This is a genomic window from Paraburkholderia sp. Ac-20342 (assembly GCF_017104985.1).
Classification (GTDB): Bacteria; Pseudomonadota; Gammaproteobacteria; order Burkholderiales; family Burkholderiaceae; genus Paraburkholderia.
Map to the genome: position 1 here is coordinate 1 of NZ_JAAGPQ010000092.1, position 16428 is coordinate 16428.

Consider the following 16428-nt stretch of genomic DNA (forward strand, 5'->3'; position numbering starts at 1 on the left):
TCGGCGCGATGCCGAGTTCGTCGAGCCAGCGCGTGCTGCCGAGCGCGAACGTGTGGCCGTCGAGGTCGGCTTCGACGCCGCGGCCCGCGATGGCGCGCGCTGCGGTGGCGTGAAACGCTGCCGTCGTGGCGGGTTTGTCGATCGTGCTGGCGACATGATCGGCGTGCGAGCTTGCCGAAGAACCAGCGGATGAATTCGCGGCCAAATTCGCCGCAGCAGCGTTCGACTCAGCACTTGCCGCAGCGGCCAGCGCATCAGTCGGCTCGGCGCCGGCGCTGCCGATAGCCGCCTGTGCTCTTTCCGCCTCATACGCCGCGACGACCGCCCGCGCCAACGGATGATCGCTATGCCGCTGCACCGCCGCGGCGAGTGCGAGCGCTTCGTTGCGGCGCATGCCGTCGACTGGCTCGAACGCCGTCATCGACGGCTGGCCGAGCGTCAGCGTGCCGGTTTTGTCGAACGCGACGACCGTGACGCGATGCGCGATTTCGAGCGCTTCCGCGTCCTTGATCAGCACGCCGTGACGCGCGGCGACGCCGGTGCCGGCCATGATCGCGGCAGGCGTCGCGAGTCCGAGCGCGCACGGGCAGGCGATCACGAGCACGGCGACCGCGTTGAGCAGCGCGGTTTCGCCGCCCGCCCCGGCGATCAGCCAGCCGATCAGCGTCAACGCGGCGACCGCGAGAATCGCCGGCACGAAGATTTCGCTGACGCGGTCGACGAGCCGCTGGATCGGCGCCTTCTCGGCCTGCGCGCTTTCGACGAGGCGGATGATGCGCGCGAGCGTCGTCTCCGCACCGATCGCAGTGGTCGTCACCACGAGCGCGCCTTCGCCGTTGATCGAGCCGGCCATGACCGCGTCGCCGGTCTGTTTCGGCACCGGCAGGCTCTCGCCCGTAATCAGCGATTCGTCGATATGCGTGCGGCCTTCGAGCACCGTGCCGTCGACCGGCATGCGTTCGCCGGGCCGCACGATCACGACTGCGCCGACGCGTACCTGCGCGAGCGGCACGTCGCGCTCGTCGCCATTGACGCGGATGCGCGCGCGCTCGGGGCGCAGCGCGTTGAGCGCGCGGATCGCGTCGGTGGTCTGACGCTTCGCGCGCGCCTCGAGCCATTTGCCGAAGCGTACGAGCGTAATCACGACCGCCGACGCCTCGAAGTAGAGATGCATCGTGTCGCCGCGATGCATCGCGAGTTCGTAGACGCTGATGCCGTATGCCGCCGAAGTGCCGAGCGCGACGAGCAGATCCATGTTGCCCGCACGGGCGCGCACGGCGCGATAGGCCGCGCGATAGAAGCGCGCGCCGAACGCGAACTGCACGATCGACGCGAGCACGAATTGCAGCCACGGCGGCAGCATCGCGTGGATGCCGAACCATTCGCCGAACATCGGCGCGACGAGCGGCAGCGTCAGGATGGCCGCGGCGAGTACGGTGGCGAGTTCGCGGCGGGCTTCGATCTGTTTGCGGGTGGCGGTGTCGCGTGCGGCTGCTTGCACGCCGGTAGTGAGCGAGGCGATGGGCCTGGGAGCGGGAATGGCCGGCGAGACGATCGGTGTCGCTTCGTAGCCGGCTTTTTTCACGGCGGCGATGAGCGCCTCGGTATCGGCCGATGACGCGCCCGCTGAATGAACGGTCGCGGTTTCGGTCGCGAGATTGACCGTCGCACGCTCGACGCCGGGCACTTTCGCCAGTGCCTTTTCGACACGCATCGCGCATGACGCGCAGGTCATTCCGCCGATCGACAGTTCGGTGACTGGCGGCGTTGCCGTCGCAGTTGCTGTGGTTGCTTCGGCTTGCGTTTGCGTGGTTGCGATATCGGCATTCGCATCGAGTGTGACGTCATAGCCGGCTTTGCGCACGGCGGCGGCAAGCTGCTCGGGTTCGATTGCGACAGTGCTTTCCACGCGAGCACGCTCCGTCGCGAGATTCACCGATGCGCGCACAACCCCCGGCATTTTCGCCAGTACTTTTTCGACGCGCGCCGAGCACGACGCACACGTCATGCCGCCGACATCGAATTCGACGACGCGCGTGGCGCAAGAAGAGGAAGAGGCGGCAGCGGGGCGCTGCTCGTTGGCAAGTGCGGTCATGGCAGGCAAGGTTCGTGGCGGCATCGGGCCGCATCGTGAATCCAGTATCGACCTTCCCATGCCAGGAAGGTCAAGCACGGATTATGCGGCGGCAGCGCCGCGCTTGCCGGCAACGCGACATGGCTTGCACGCGGAAGCGCGAAGCATGACGGAAAGTCGTACCGAACGCGTCCGCTCAAAACGGCGGCGGCGCATCCAGCATGGCCTGTCCGACCGCCTTCTGCTGCTCGCCGTCGCGCGCGAGCAGCGTTTGCGCCGCGCCGCGCCGGTCGTCGGCCGCCTTGTTTTGCCCGAGCTTCCATTTGCCGACGAGCCGCGTCACCTCGATCTCGATGCCGACAATCGCGCCGAGCATCTGCGCGATGAAGTCGGCGGGCGCGTCGCCCATTTTCCACGGCACCGGCTCGCCAGCTTCCATCTTGCGCGTGAGCCGCGCGACGAGGCCGCGCACGAATGCTTCATCGTCATGCACCACAATCCTGCCATGTGCATGCACGATCATGTAGTTGTAGGTCGGCACCTGCCTGTGCGTTTCGTGCTTGCTCGGATACCACGTCGGCGAAATGTAGGCGGCCGGTCCCTGGAAGATCACGAGCGCGTCGGGATGGGTGGCCGCTTCCTGCCACACCGGGTTCGCGCGTGCGACATGAGCGCGCAGTATGCAGCGCGATGCATGCTGCGCGCCGGCCGCGTTGCCGCTGTCGCTGCGGTGGCCGCTATTGCTGCCGCCGTCGCCGGGAATCAGTTGTGCCTCGAACGGCAGATGATTCGCATCGAGCCCATGCGGGCCGTTCGTGATCAGCGCGCCGAACGGCTGCTCGGCAATCAGGCGATGAAGAACCTCTGGGCGGTTCTCTTCGAAATGGGCGGGCATATACATTGAAGCGCTCCGGATGCGAACGGCGAAGGCGTGTCGGCGAATCGAAATTGAAGGCGAAACCGAATCGAAAACTATGGCGTGTTCAGGCGCGAGCCGCCAACGTGGCGACCGCAAAAATGCCATTTGTGCCGTTTATATGAACTGTACGCGGCAGCAAGCGCAATTCCCTGCTTTCTGCTTGCCTGGTTAGCAAGGATACGATACAACGCGATGTTGTCGGGGTCGCAATCCGCGGACTGGCTGCGCAGGCCTTCGGGGGACCGCGCATGTTCCTTGCGCTGCACACCGGCATCTCCCATAGGACTGCACGTTCCGCACTCTGAAAGAATGATAAAAAATCGCCAAGCACTGTTTTCGCCTCAACGGACCTGCGCATCGCTCGCCGGCCTCGCATTTCTGGCCGGCTGCGCGTCGGCCCCATCCGTGACGCATCCGAGCACCGGCTGGATCAAGGATGAAGTCGCCGATTCCTACGTATTCGGTTATCCGCTCGTGCTGATGAGCGCCGCGCGCGACGCGGCGGTCGGCACCGATCCGGGCGAGGCGCCGTTCAACACGTTGCGGCATGCCCAGGCAATGCCGCCGGTCGGCGCGGCCAATCCGCCGCAACCGGGTCTCGATACGCTCGATTCGACCGGCTGGCTCGATGTCGCCGACGAGCCGGTGATCCTCTCGTTGCCCGATTCGCATGGCCGCTACATGGACGCGCGCGTGCTCGACATGTGGACCAATGTCGTGTGGTCCACGGGACCGCAGTTCGTCGCGGGCACGGCCGGCGCGAAAGGCATCCACGCGCAGACGCTCGCATTCGTCACGCCGGGCTGGCAGGGCGAACTGCCGAAGGGCGCGAAGCGCATCGAGGTGCCGACCCGCAATGCATGGGTGAGCGTGCGCATCCAGTCGAACGGCACGCGCGATCTGAAGGCGGTGCGCAAGCTGCAACACGCGATTCGTCTCGCGCCGCTGAGTGTCTATGGCGACGACGAGCGCGTGGCGCCGGTCGCGCTGTCGCGCGGCAACGGCGGCGCCTCGGGCGCCAACGGCACGCCGGCGCAGCAGGTAGCCGCGCTCGACGCGAACGGTTTTTTCAGCCGTCTCGCGGATGCGCTGCCGGACAATCCGCCCACGCCGGCCGATCCGCACGCGCTGAAGTTTCTCGCGGACCTCGGCGTGACGCCGGGCGATCCGGTGCAGTTGCCGAAAGCGTCGGACGCGGTTGCGGCCGGTCTTGCCGATGGCCGCGATCGGGTTGCCGCAGCGCCGTCCAATCTGCTCAGCGCGAACGGCTGGAACTGGTTCGGCGATGGCGTCGGCAACTACGGCCCCGACTATGCGTTGCGCGCATACGCGGCGAGCACGCAGCCGGGCATCGGTACCCGGGACGACGAAGTACGCGCGGTCGTCACGCAGGACAGCGACGGCAACTCGCTGAACGGCGCGAATCGCTACGTGCTGCACTTCGCGGCGAACCAGTTGCCGCCGGTGCGCGGCTTCTGGTCGATCACCGCCTACACGAAGGATGGCGCGTTGAGCGACGGCGCGCCGGCACGGCTTGCGGTGGGCGATCGCAACGGTGCGCGCCGCAATCGCGATGGTTCGCTCGACGTGGTCGTGTCGTCGACGCGCAGCAGGACCGGCAACTGGCTGCCGGCGCCGCGCGCCGATATGCAGCTCGTGTTGCGTCTCTATGCGCCGAAGCCGCAGGCTACCGACGGCAGCTGGCAGCCACCGCCGGTCGTGCGGCGATGAGGGCTGCGGCAACGACGCATGCAGGACCTCTTCGATAGGCAGCAACGGCAGCCACGGCATTAACGCATTTCAATGCCGCATCGATAAAAATCAGAAAGCGGCCAACCCAAAAAGCCTCGATGAAGCGCGTCATCAACATGACAGCGGCGCGCCGGGAGACATCGATCGATGTCTCCCGCCGTCTGTCCGCAGCGCACTGCACAACGGACAGACGGCCCCGGACAGTCATCGATCGGCGGCGCGAATCTTCAAGCCGTCTCTGACAATACTGTCTTACAACTGATTCACGACTTATACTGCCGCTTGCGGGATTTCTGTTTTTCGCGGCGGGCTTGCCGCCGCATTCATCCAGAGCGAGCATGGCAAGCCTCAATAAAGCATCGTTAGCCTCCTCCATGCAGACCGTGCGCAAAGTCGCGCAGTCGCGTCGTACGCGTCGTGTTCTCATAGGTCTGCTGATCTTTCTCGTCGTATTCGGCCTGCTGGGCTTTTTCGCGGCGCCGCCGCTGATTCGCCATATCGCGAGCCAGCAGTTGAGCAAGCAGCTCGACCGGCCCGCCACGATCGGCCGCATCGCGCTCAATCCGTACACGCTGCGCTTCGAAGCCGATAACGTGCATATCGGCGAGCGCGGCGGCGCCGGCGAATTCGTCGATATTTCGCGGCTCATCGTGAAGCCGTCGTGGAGTTCGCTGTTTCGCGCCGCACCGATCGTCGATGAAGTCCAGGTCGATTCACCGCGTTTTCATATCGTGCGCTACGATGCGCAGCGCTTCAATTTCAACGATCTGATCGAGAAATTCGCGAGCCAGCCCGCGAAACCCGACAGCAAGCCGACGCTGTTCTCCGTTTCCAATATTCGCGTCGAAAACGGCCAGATCACGTTCGACGACCGGCTGCTCGGCACGAAGCACGTGATCGATCAATGGAAGCTCGGCATTCCGTTCATCGCGACGCTGCCCTCGAAAACCAACATCTTCGTCGAGCCGCTGCTGCGCGCGCGCATCGACGGCGACAGCCAGCTCGCAATCGACGGCAAGACCAAGCCGTTTGCAGAGTCGCGCGAATCGGAAGTGTCGCTGCGCTTCGACGATCTCGACGTGCCGAAATTGATCTCCTATGCGCCGAGCAAATTGCCGGTGATCGTGCAGTCGGGCAAGCTCTCGACCGATCTCAAGCTCAACTTCGCGATGTCGAACGAGACGCCTTCGCTGCGCGTCGCGGGCACCGTCGATCTGAACGACGTCGACGTGCGGGATCAGGGCAAGGCGCCGTTTTTCGCGGCGCATGCCGTACACGTGGCGGCTGCGTCGCTCGAACCGCTGAAGAGCGTCTATCACTTCGACGAGATCCGCATCGATGCGCCGAACGCGAACCTCGCGCGCGACAAGGACGGTGTGCTCAGCGTCGAGCGCATGTTCGCGCCGGCGCCCGAACAGAACGCGACGGCCACGGCGGCGGCCAGCGCGGCGTCCCCGGCTTCGGGCGCCAAGGCCGCAGCCGACACCCAAACCGCGGCCGCTGAAAAAGCCGCGCCACCGCTCGATCTGTCGATCAAGCACTTCGCGCTCAACGACGGCACGGTCAACGTTCACGACGAAGCGGTGCCGCGCCCGGTCGATGCCGGTTTGCAGAATCTCGCGGTCACGCTGAACGATTTTTCGACGCTCGCATCGGCGCCTGCTCACTACACGCTGAACACCGTCTTCAAGGATGGCGGCACGCTCGTCGGCGAGGGCACGCTCGGCCTCGCGGCGAAAACGGCCAGCGCGAAGCTCGATCTGAAGTCGCTGAAGCTGCCGCCGATACAGCCGTATCTGGACTCCGCAACCTCGGCGCAGGTGCTCGACGGCGCGCTTTCGGTGACGACGAATATCGACGCGAACTGGTCGAAGTCGCCGATGGCGCTGACGGTCGCCGATACGCAGGTGGACATGCAGTCGCTCAAGCTCGCGGCGCGCGACGGCAAGGCGCCGCTGATCTCGCTTGCGCAGGGCAACGTAGCCGTCAAGCAGGTGGATGTGGCGGCGCGCACGGCCGACGTGACGAGCGTCGACGCGACCGGCCTCGCGATCGACGCGCAGCGCCTGAAAGACGGCAGTATCAACCTCGCATCGCTCGCCAGTCCGCATGCAGCGGCGCAGCCGCGCACCGCGGTGCACGCGGAGAAGAAGCCGCAGGCCGAAGAAGGTCCAGCGTGGCACTACAAGATCGGCGAATTGACGCTGAAGGACGCGACCGCCAATTTCACCGACAACACCACGCCGCAGCCGGTCAAGCTCAGCATCGCGCCGCTGCAACTGAAGGTGCAGCAGATCAGCGACGACCTGAGCCACCCGCTGCCGGTCGATCTGCAAGCCACGCTGAACAGGAAGGGCACGCTCGGCGTGAAGGGCGACGTGACCGCGACGCCGCTGAAGCTCGCCGTCAAGGTGAACGCGAACCGGCTCGACGCGGCGGCGTTCGAGCCGTACTTCGGTAGCAAGCTCAACGCGGTGATCGCGAGCGCGCTGCTCAACGCAAACGGCGAACTCGCCGTTACCAATGCGAAGGCGCTGAAAGCGAACTATCGCGGCGACGTCGCGCTCGTCGACGTGCGCATGCTCGACAAGGCCACCTCGGACCCGTTCGCGGGCTGGGGCTCGCTTGCGCTGTCAAACCTGAAGGCCGATTACGACGAACACGGCACCACGGTCGACGCGGGCCGCGTCACGTTCTCGAAGTTCTACGGGCGCGTGCTGCTCGATGCGCAAGGCAAGCTCAACCTGAACGACGTGGTCGCGCATGAAAGCGGTCAGGCGCAGTCGCTCACGCGCGACAAGAGCGGCGCCGATCACGTGGAACTGACGCCGGCGGCGGCGTCGGAAGCGGTAGCCGCGTCTGCGCCGGTCGTGGCCTCGGCGGCCTCGGCGACGCCCGCGACCGTCACGGCCGCCACGCCGCCGCAAAATCCGGTCAAGCTGCACTTCGGGCAACTGGTGCTGCAGCAGGGCCGCGTCACCTACACCGACAACTTCATCCGGCCGAACTACACGGCGAACCTCGTCGACATTCAGGGCACGGTCGGCGCGTTCGGCACGCAATCGACGACCCCCGCGCCGGTCGACGTCGCCGCGAAGCTCGCGGCCAACGGCCCGCTGACGATCCGCGGCAGCGTCAATCCGCTGATCGACAAGCCGGCGCTCGATCTGACCGCGACCGCGCACGACATCGAGCTGACCAACCTCACGCCGTATTCGGCGAAATATGCCGGCTATCCGATCACGAAGGGCAAGCTCAATGTCGATCTGCACTACAAGCTCGACAACGATCAACTGAGCGCGAACAACCACCTGTTCATCGATCAGCTCACGTTCGGCGATCACGTCGACAACGACACGGCCACCAAGCTGCCGGTGCGTTTCGCGATCTCGCTGCTGAAAAATTCGCGCGGTGAGATCGACGTGAACCTGCCGGTGTCGGGTTCGCTGTCGAACCCCGAGTTCAGCATCGGCGGGCTGATCTGGCATGCGGTGCTCAATCTGCTGGAGAAAGCGGTGACCGCGCCGTTCTCGCTGATCGCCAACGCGTTCGGCGGCAACGGCGAGGAGCTCGGCTACGTCGAGTTCGACGCGGGCTCGGCCACGCTCACCGACGCCGACAAGCAGAAGCTCGACACGATCGTGAAGGCGCTCTCGGACAAGCCGTCGATCCGCATGGACCTGATCGGCCGCGTCGATCCGAAGGTCGACGAACCGGCGCTGCGCACGCAGTACGTCGACCGGCTCGTCAAGCAGCAGAAGATCAAGGACGTGGTGGGCAACGGCGAGAGCGTCGATCTGTCGACGGTCACCGTCGATCAGCAGGATTACGACAAATATCTGGCGAAGGCGTACAAGTCGGGCGATTTCAAGAAGCCGCGCAATTTCATCGGCATGACGAAGACGCTGCCCGAGGGCGACATGAAGGGTGCGCTTGCCGCCAATGCGCCGATCGACGACGCGAGCCTGCGTCAGCTTGCGCAGCAGCGCGCGCAAAGCGTGCAGCAGTATCTGGATGGCAAGATCGACAGCAGCCGTCTGTTCATCGTCGCGCCGAAGCTCAACGCCGACGGTATCAAGGACAAAGGCGCGACCACGCGCGTGGACTTTGGCCTGAAGTGAGAGCGGCGCGCGCGTGCCGGCCGCCGGGCCGTGCGCGCCGCGACGCGTGCCGCTTGCGTGGCGCATGTCCGTCATGCCGCGTACAGATCACGCGGCGTGACGGCGCTTTCACTATCCCTTCACCCCATCGCGAGCCGTTCGCGCTCGCCACGATCCCATCGTGTTCCCGGCGTATCCGCCGCCCACACAGAACGCTCGCGTAGTAAGCGGCCGCTGAACGCCGGCTGCCGGATTGCGCCGTAAAAGTTGTCAGTGAAAGTAAGTACTAGAAAATGCCGCGCATCCAATAGACTATGCTAACTATTGATGCGACTAGCCCAAGTTTCTTACAAGATGATGAACAACTTCGATTCGTCCATCGAAACATATCTGTCCAACGTACATTTCGGCCATTTCGCGACCCAATCCATACAAGCCATCGCCGACCTGTACACCTTCAAGGGCCTCGTACTCGTTCCCGTGCTGTGGTGGATGTGGTTTCAGCAGGACGGGCGGCGCGAATGGCGGCGGGAAATGGCGCTCGCGACGTTTCTGAGCGGCATCGTGGCGCTCTTCGTCGGAAGATTGCTGACGCACTGGCTGCCGTTCAGAGTGCGTCCCGTCTATAGCGACGAACTGCATCTGCACTTTACGAGCGGCGCGACCAGGGACGCACTGCTGACAAGCTGGAGCTCCTTTCCGAGCGATCACGCGATGCTCTGGATGGCGGTCGCCACCGGCATCTTCCTCGTGTGGCGGGGCATCGGTGTACTGGCGATTCTCTATACCGCGGTGTTCATTTGCCTGCCGCGCGCCTATCTCGGCTTTCACTACCCAACCGATCTGCTGGTGGGCGCGGCCATCGGCGTCGTGATTACCCTGGTCATGACGCGAGATGCGATTCGCGTGCGCTACGCGACTCCGGTGCTGCGATGGATCGAACGCTATCCTGGACCCTCGGCGATGCTGGCTTTTATTCTGTGCCTCGAACTCGTCACGCAGTTCGACGAACTGCGCAAGCTGGCGAGCGGTGTGTTCAAGCATCTGTGAAGTACAAGGCGGGCGCGAGGAGGGTGCCGGCCCGTTATGGGCCGGTCTAATGGGTTTGTCTTCGCTCTCCTCGGGCGCGCACCTTCCGCATGCATTCGTCGACGCGGCCGCTCAGGTTTGACTCGCGGCGATTGCCATGACGATTCGCTGCCTCGACGCAAATCCCTGTTCGGACCGTTGCCTGACGAGTTCCACGATCGCTTGCGGTGCGACGTCCGGGTCTCCCGCCTCGAACGGCGGCGCCGGAGCATATTCGAGTCCGAGCTGAATCGCCTGCGCTTCCTCGGCCCCCGCCAATTCCGCCGCCACCGTCAGCCCGAAATCGATGCCCGCGGTCACGCCGCCGCCCGTAATGAGGTTGCCGTCACGGACAACCCGTTCGCGCGTCGGAATGGCGCCGAGCGGTTCGAGCAGCGAGTGGAAGGCCCAGTGAGTCGTGGCGCGCCGTCCGCGAAGCAAGCCCGCGGCGCCAAGCAATAGCGCGCCGGTACAGACGGACGTGACATAACGAGCGCCGGCGGCCTGCTTGCGAACGAACTCGATCGTCTGAGCGTCCTGTAGCAGATCCGTCACGCCGCTTCCACCGGGAATGCAGATCACGTCGAGTGGCGGGCAGTCCTGATACGTGGCGGTGGGTGTCAGGAGCAGTCCGCTGCTGGATGCCACGGGTTCGCGGGTTTTCCAGATCAATCGGGTCGTTGCGCCGGGCAGCGATGCGAGTACGTCGTGGGGACCGGTCAGGTCGAGTTGCTGTATTTGCGGAAATACCAGAAATCCGATCTGGAGTGTCATGAGGATACCTTGTCAAATGTAGAAACGATTTTTCGACGGGTGTTTCGAGGTGGACGAATCGATTCTATGCAGGTAGCCTTTGGCAAGATTGCCATTTACCCCTCAGTTTCTGCCACGCTCTGTTTTTGCCACGTCATGCCAGCCGAAGCGCGATCTATCCTGATGCTTGCTTTTCCGGACGTCCAGCTGCTCGACGTCAGCGGGCCATTGCAGGTTTTTGCTTCCGCCAACGAGCTGGCCGTGCAGCGTGGGCTCGCGGAACCCTATGCACCCCGGCTCGTTGCCGCCGAGGCCGGGCTCGTGACGTCGTCCTCGGGCGTGGCCTTGCTGGCGCGTTCCATCGGTTCCGTGAGAGGGCCCGTCGATACGCTTATCGTTCCGGGCGGGCGCGGCGTTTCCGCGGCATCGGCGGATGCGCGCCTGACGCGTTGGACACGGCGGCAAGCCGGCCGGGCGCAACGCATCGCTTCCGTGTGTTCGGGGGCGTTCCTGCTGGCCGAGGCCGGCTTGCTGGATGGGCGGCGCGTGGTCACGCACTGGGCCCGCTGCGACGAACTCGCGAACCGCTATCCGAAGCTGTGCGTGGAAACCGATCCGATCTTCGTGCGCGACGGCGCTATCTGGACATCCGCCGGCGTGACCGCGGGAATCGATCTCGCTCTTGCGCTCGTGGAAGAAGACCTCGGCCGTTCAGTCGCACTGGACGTTGCCCGCGAGCTCGTCGTCTTCGTGAAGCGGCCGGGCGGCCAGTCGCAGTTCAGCGCCATGCTGTCGATGCAAAAGGCGGATGACCGGTTCGGCGAACTGCATGCGTGGATGACGGCGCACCTTGCGTCCGATCTTTCCGTTCCCACGCTGGCCCGACGGCTCCACATGAGCGAACGCAGCTTCATGCGTCACTACAAGGCGGAAACGGGCCGCACGCCGGCGCGCGCGGTTGAGCAACTTCGGGTCGAAGCGGCACAGCGACTACTCGGCGAGACCTCGTGGCCGGTCAAACGCATTGCAACCCGTTGCGGGTTCGGTAGTGAGGAAAGCATGCGGCGCAGTTTCGTCCGTTTGTTGAGAGTTGCTCCGCAGGTGTATAGGGAGCGGTTTTCGTTTTCCTGAACAATGGAATCGTGGAGCGGGGCAACCCTCACGACAACCCCCCCTGCCGCTCCCCAACCCTACTTGCGCGAAAAAACCGGCTGCCGTTTCTCCTTGAACGCGGCACGCCCTTCGCGCGCGTCGTCGGTGGCAAAGCAGATGGTTTGCAGATCGCGTTCATACTGGATCGCGTTTTCCAGCGGCATGTTGAATGCCGCGTGCAGATTCGACTTGGCCGTTTCGGCCGCAATCGGCGCGCGTTGCGCAATGGTCCGGGCGACGTCCTGCGCTCGCGGCAAGACCTGCTCCGCGCTCTCGACAACCTCGCTGATCAGCCCCCACTGGAGCGCGCGCTCGGCGTCGATAGGGTCGCCGGTCATAAGCATCAGCGCGGCATTCGATGCTCCGATCGAATTGGCCAGGAAGGCCGCCATGCCGCCGCCGCCGATCCAGCCCAGCTTGATCTCCGGTGCGGCGAATTGCGCATTGGCCGACGCGATGCGGATATCGCAGCTCAATGACGTTTCCAGGCCGCCGCCGAACGCGTATCCGTTGATTGCGGCGATCGACGGCTTCAGCAGGCCGCGCACCGCGTCGCAATAGTCGGGGCGATTGCGGAAATTCCACGGCGTCGTGTAGTCGTCGAGCGTGCCGATGTCGGAGCCCGCGCAGAACGACTTCGGTCCCGCGCCCGTCAGAACGACGGCGCGAATCGCGTCGTCCTCGTTGCAGCGCTTCATGTATTCGACGACCTGTGCTGCCATCATCGGCGTCATCGCATTCAGTTTGGTCGGGCGATTCAACGTGACCGTCGCAACGAAGTCGCTCACCTCGAACGACACGGAACCTTCAACATGCTCACTCATTTTCGCTTCCTGGTAGTTGCCTGGTCATGGCCAGGTATTCAGACGGGTTTGAAGCATTGCCGGTACGACGACTGAAGCCCGTTCAGCAGATCGGCATCGCCGGCGCCGCGCGCGAGCGTGTCTCTGACCATGGCCGACGCCTCGGTCTGGAACGCGATGTAGCCGTCGAAGCGCGGCCGCACCCACGACTGTTCGAGTGTTCGCGAAGTCCGCTCGAAGAAGCCGTGCGTCAGTTCGTTCACGCGGCCGTCATGCCACGCGGCCCGGTGGCTCGGCTGCCCGGCATGCTGTGGAATGAACTCGCGTTGCGCCGGTTCGGAAAGCAGCCAGCGCAGATGCGCGAGGAGCGCCGGCGTCGCCTCGCAGCGTGTGCTGAGCGCGATGCCCGTGCCGCCGATGACCGAGGTGGCCTCCGACGGCGCGCCGGAGAACGTCGGCACATCCGCGAAACGGACCGCGCGCGAGGTCGTCGCGCCGCGCGAGTAGTTGACGTAGCCGAAGATCAGCGGACACAGCGCGAGACGATCCGTCGAGCTCATCAGGTCGAGCATCCGGATCGGGTTGAGCGCGATCGTCTCTGGGGCGGTTCGGCGGTACAGCGCCCTGAGCACGTCCAGTACCTTGCGGCCCGTCGGCTCCGAGACGAAAACCCCCGGTTCCAGCGAGCCGATCGGCTCGCCGAGCGTCGCCGCGATCGACATGAACGTCAGGATCGCGTGCGGTCCCGCCAGAGAAAGCGCGACGGGCGTCGCCGCCGGAAGGTCGATTACGTCGGCCCACGTCGCGGGCGGCGGCGCGTCGAGCAGGTCGGGCCGGCAGGCCATGACCTGTGCCGCGGCGTCGAGCGGCAACGCCCACGTTTGTCCGCCGATCTGGTAGGAGCGCAAGGACGGACCGATCGATTGCGCTTGCCACTGGGCGATGTCGCTCGCCTCGAACAGCGCTTCCAGCGGTTGCAGGCAGCCGCGCGCGACTGCCTCGCCGAGATGCGGATGATCGAGCACGACGATGTCATACGCGCTGCACAGTTCCTCGATCGGATGCGACTCGAAGCCTTCCAGCGGCTGCTTTTCCCATTGGATATCGACACCGTCGACATCCGCCCGCGCGCTTGCTGCGGCGGCAAGCGCCTCATAGCCACGCGGATGATCCCAGGTGAGTGCGCGGTAGGAGCGCATCATGCCTTCTCCGTTTCGTGCGCATGCTCCTTGACCACGCCGCGCGCCACCAGAGCGTCGATGGCCGCATCGTCGAGGCCTGCCGAACGAAGGATTTCGCGCGTATGTTCGCCCACGAGCGGTGCGCCCATCCGCACCGAACCGGGCGTTTTCTCGAACTGATACGGGAAGCCCGGCGCCTTGACGAGGCCTTCGGTCGGGTGCTCGTATTCGACGAACGTGCCGTTGTGCCGGATCTGCGGATCTTCGACGACGTCCGCATAGCTGTAGACCGGCCCCGCCCAGATATCGTGCTCGGCGAACAGTGCCAGCCATTCCTCACTCGTGCGCGCGGTCAGACGCTCGCGCGTGCGCGCGAAAATCTCATCGCGGCGTGCGAAGCCGTCGACTTCGTCGACCATGTCGAGAAAGCTCGGCTCACCGATCAGCTCACCGAATTTCTTGAGCGGCGGGAACGCGACGATGATGTAGCCGTCGCGGGTGGCGAAAGCACCATACGGCGCGCGAATGAACACGTGACCATGCGGCTCGTGACTGCGCTTTTGCGGCACCTTGCCCTGGGTGAAGACGGTCAGCTCCTGCATCTGCAGCGTCACGATCGCGTCGAGCATGTTGACCTTGACCAGTTGGCCTTCGCCGGTGCGCTCGCGATGCAGCAGGGCAGTGAGGACCGCTTCGAACGCGGTCGAGGCCGCGACCGCGTCGACGAGAAACTGGCCCGCGGCCTGCGGCGGTTCGTCCGCACGACCGGCGGACAGCATCGCACCCGACATCCCCTGGAGCAGCAGATCCTGGCCCGGACGCTGCACGTAGGGGCCGTCTTCGCCGTATCCCGACATCGAGACGTACACGAGCTTCGGATTCAGCGCCTTGAGCGTGTCGTAGTCGACGCCGAGCCGCTTCGCCACACCGGGGCGGTAGTTCTGCAGGAACACGTCCGCGCTCTTGACGAGTTCGTACAGGGCCGCTTTCCCTTCTTCGGCCTTCAGGTCGATCGCGACGGAGCGCTTGTTGCGGTTCAGCGAAAGGAACGAGACGTTGATCTGGTTGCCCCGCGCGCCGCCCGCCGAAGTGTGGCGTTGCCATTCGCCGGTGGTCGGTTCCACCTTGATGACGTCCGCGCCGAGGTCGCCCAGGCGTTGTGCCGCGAAGGGGCCCGCCATCGCGATCGAGCAGTCGAGTACGCGGTATCCGCTCAGCGCGCCCCGGGGTTCATTCTTTTGCATGTTGCATGCTTCCTATAAAAAGTATCAGCCGTTCGCCGTGGCTGGGTTCGTGTTGGCGGCCGGGCGATCGAGTCGTCCCGCGCACAGGATCGAGATGGCGGTCAGACCCGCAAGGCCGATGACGAGAGACGCCAGCGGCCATGTCTGCCCGCTCGTCGAGGCGATCAGCGCGGTGGCGACGAGCGGCAGCGGACCGGCGACCAGCGAACCCGTCACCTCGCGAGCGACCGAAATGCCGCTGTAGCGCACTTCCACCGGGAACAGCTCGCGGTAATAGGCCGGTTGCACGCCGAAGACCGCGCGTTCGCCGAGATGGGCGAGCACGACCGCGGCCCAGACGATCCACGGCGTCCCGCTGTCGAGCATCCTGAAGAACGGGAAGACGAACAGGCAGACGAAGATCGCGCCGCCGAAAATCACCGTGCGCCGGCCGACGAGGTCGGAGAGCGCGCCGAATCCCACGGTCGCGATCGCACCGCAGATACCCGACAGGATCACGCCGATCAGGATGGTGTTCTGCGGCATATGCAGCTGCTTCGTTGCGTAGGACAACGCAAAGATCTGGAAAACGTAGGACAGGCTCGGGGTGAGATTGACCCCCATGGCGACCAGCAGGCGAGCCTTGTGTTCGCGCAGCAGCGTGCGCAGCGGCATCTTGCGCGCCTGCCTGTCGGTGCCGCGCCGGTAGTCGTCCGTTTCCTTGAGATTGCGGCGTACGAAGAGGCCGAACGCGAGCACGAGCAGGCTGCCGACAAACGGAATGCGCCAGCCCCACGTCAGGTAGTGCTCGCTCGGCATCAGGCTGAACAGCGCGATTGCGCCGGTTGCGCAGACCAGCGACAGATCGACGGCCGCCGCGGGGAAGCTGGCGAAAAAGCCGTGCCGCCGGTTGACGGCCTCGGCTGCCACCAGCACCGCGCCGCCGTATTCCGCACCGGCGCCCAAGCCCTGGACGATGCGCAGAACGACGAGCATGACGGGCGCCCAGATGCCGATCTGCTGATACGTGGGCAGCAGCCCGATCGCGGCCGTCGACAGGCCCATCATGCACAGCGTTACGATCAGCACGGGCTTGCGGCCGTATTTATCGCCGAAGTGACCGAACACCACGCCACCGAGCGGCCGGAAGAAGAAGCCCACCGCGTAGGCGGAGAAGGCGGCCATCGTGCCCGTGACCGGATCGAAGCTCGGGAAGAACAGTCTGTTGAAGATCAAGGCGGACGCGGCGCCGTACAGAATGAAGTCGAACCATTCGACGAACGTCCCTACCGCGCTGGCGGTAAGGGGAATCCACAGCTTCTGCCGTGGTTGGGAAGTGCCGGCCATCCTTGTCTCCTTTGGTCCCTTCTTTGTGTACTTGCGCGACTCGAACGAAATTTTCG

General features: G+C 64.9%; 11 protein-coding genes. 4 read left to right on the forward strand and 7 right to left on the reverse strand.

Annotation, left to right across the window (positions count from 1 at the left end; genetic code table 11):
• Together G3N58_RS27615 and G3N58_RS27620 are read right to left on the reverse strand one after the other, a co-directional pair.
• On the reverse strand, window positions 1-2095 hold a 2095-nt coding region (locus G3N58_RS27615), incomplete at its 3' end, for a heavy metal translocating P-type ATPase (RefSeq protein ID WP_206000798.1).
• A gap of 175 nt (window positions 2096-2270) precedes the next feature.
• Window positions 2271-2975: an FMN-binding negative transcriptional regulator gene (locus G3N58_RS27620; RefSeq protein WP_167039035.1), complete on the reverse strand. Its 705-nt coding sequence runs from the start codon at window positions 2973-2975 to the stop codon at window positions 2271-2273.
• 327 nt (window positions 2976-3302) lie between these two features.
• On the opposite strand from G3N58_RS27620, the gene G3N58_RS27625 reads away from it, so the two are divergent.
• The 3 genes from G3N58_RS27625 (at window position 3303) to G3N58_RS27635 (ending at window position 9895) form a co-directional block, all read left to right on the forward strand.
• On the forward strand, window positions 3303-4724 hold the full coding sequence (locus tag G3N58_RS27625; protein WP_206000799.1) for a DUF1254 domain-containing protein: 1422 nt from the start codon (window positions 3303-3305) through the stop codon (window positions 4722-4724).
• 359 nt (window positions 4725-5083) lie between these two features.
• Window positions 5084-8866 (forward strand): DUF748 domain-containing protein, encoded by a 3783-nt coding sequence (locus G3N58_RS27630; protein WP_206000800.1) that lies wholly within the window; start codon window positions 5084-5086, stop codon window positions 8864-8866.
• A gap of 336 nt (window positions 8867-9202) precedes the next feature.
• Window positions 9203-9895, forward strand: coding sequence for a phosphatase PAP2 family protein (locus tag G3N58_RS27635; protein WP_167039327.1), 693 nt, complete (start codon window positions 9203-9205; stop codon window positions 9893-9895).
• Between the two features lie 111 nt (window positions 9896-10006).
• Here G3N58_RS27635 and G3N58_RS27640 read toward each other — a convergent pair whose 3' ends face one another.
• Window positions 10007-10687, reverse strand: a complete 681-nt coding sequence (locus G3N58_RS27640; RefSeq protein WP_205989015.1) for a DJ-1/PfpI family protein — start codon at window positions 10685-10687, stop codon at window positions 10007-10009.
• 135 nt (window positions 10688-10822) lie between these two features.
• Between G3N58_RS27640 and G3N58_RS27645 the strand changes: the two genes are divergently transcribed.
• On the forward strand, window positions 10823-11797 hold the full coding sequence (locus tag G3N58_RS27645; RefSeq protein ID WP_206000807.1) for a GlxA family transcriptional regulator: 975 nt from the start codon (window positions 10823-10825) through the stop codon (window positions 11795-11797).
• A gap of 59 nt (window positions 11798-11856) precedes the next feature.
• Here the strand turns inward: G3N58_RS27645 and G3N58_RS27650 are convergent, their stop codons facing one another.
• Genes G3N58_RS27650 through G3N58_RS27665 form a run of 4 tightly spaced genes read right to left on the reverse strand, consistent with a single transcriptional unit; the run spans window position 11857 to window position 16372 of the window.
• Window positions 11857-12642: an enoyl-CoA hydratase/isomerase family protein gene (locus tag G3N58_RS27650; RefSeq protein WP_167039044.1), complete on the reverse strand. Its 786-nt coding sequence runs from the start codon at window positions 12640-12642 to the stop codon at window positions 11857-11859.
• Window positions 12643-12680: 38 nt separating this feature from the next.
• Entirely contained in the window at window positions 12681-13823 is a 1143-nt protein-coding gene (locus G3N58_RS27655) for an extracellular solute-binding protein (protein WP_206000801.1), read from the reverse strand.
• On the reverse strand, window positions 13820-15046 hold the full coding sequence (locus G3N58_RS27660) for a CoA transferase (RefSeq protein ID WP_206000802.1): 1227 nt from the start codon (window positions 15044-15046) through the stop codon (window positions 13820-13822). Before G3N58_RS27660 ends, G3N58_RS27655 begins: the two co-directional genes overlap by 4 nt.
• 24 nt (window positions 15047-15070) lie before the next feature.
• On the reverse strand, window positions 15071-16372 hold the full coding sequence (locus tag G3N58_RS27665) for an MFS transporter (RefSeq protein ID WP_206000803.1): 1302 nt from the start codon (window positions 16370-16372) through the stop codon (window positions 15071-15073).
• Between the last annotated feature and the right edge of the window lie 56 nt (window positions 16373-16428).

Excerpts from the sequence above, each read along its gene's own strand:
- G3N58_RS27620 (WP_167039035.1), bottom strand. The coding sequence starts at position 2,975 with ATGTATATGCCCGCCCATTTCGAAGAGAACCGCCCAGAGGTTCTTCAT.
- G3N58_RS27625 (WP_206000799.1), top strand. The coding sequence starts at position 3,303 with ATGATAAAAAATCGCCAAGCACTGTTTTCGCCTCAACGGACCTGCGCA.
- G3N58_RS27630 (WP_206000800.1), top strand. The coding sequence starts at position 5,084 with ATGGCAAGCCTCAATAAAGCATCGTTAGCCTCCTCCATGCAGACCGTG.
- G3N58_RS27635 (WP_167039327.1), top strand. The coding sequence starts at position 9,203 with ATGAACAACTTCGATTCGTCCATCGAAACATATCTGTCCAACGTACAT.
- G3N58_RS27640 (WP_205989015.1), bottom strand. The coding sequence starts at position 10,687 with ATGACACTCCAGATCGGATTTCTGGTATTTCCGCAAATACAGCAACTC.
- G3N58_RS27645 (WP_206000807.1), top strand. The coding sequence starts at position 10,823 with ATGCCAGCCGAAGCGCGATCTATCCTGATGCTTGCTTTTCCGGACGTC.
- G3N58_RS27650 (WP_167039044.1), bottom strand. The coding sequence starts at position 12,642 with ATGAGTGAGCATGTTGAAGGTTCCGTGTCGTTCGAGGTGAGCGACTTC.
- G3N58_RS27655 (WP_206000801.1), bottom strand. The coding sequence starts at position 13,823 with ATGATGCGCTCCTACCGCGCACTCACCTGGGATCATCCGCGTGGCTAT.
- G3N58_RS27660 (WP_206000802.1), bottom strand. The coding sequence starts at position 15,046 with ATGCAAAAGAATGAACCCCGGGGCGCGCTGAGCGGATACCGCGTACTC.
- G3N58_RS27665 (WP_206000803.1), bottom strand. The coding sequence starts at position 16,372 with ATGGCCGGCACTTCCCAACCACGGCAGAAGCTGTGGATTCCCCTTACC.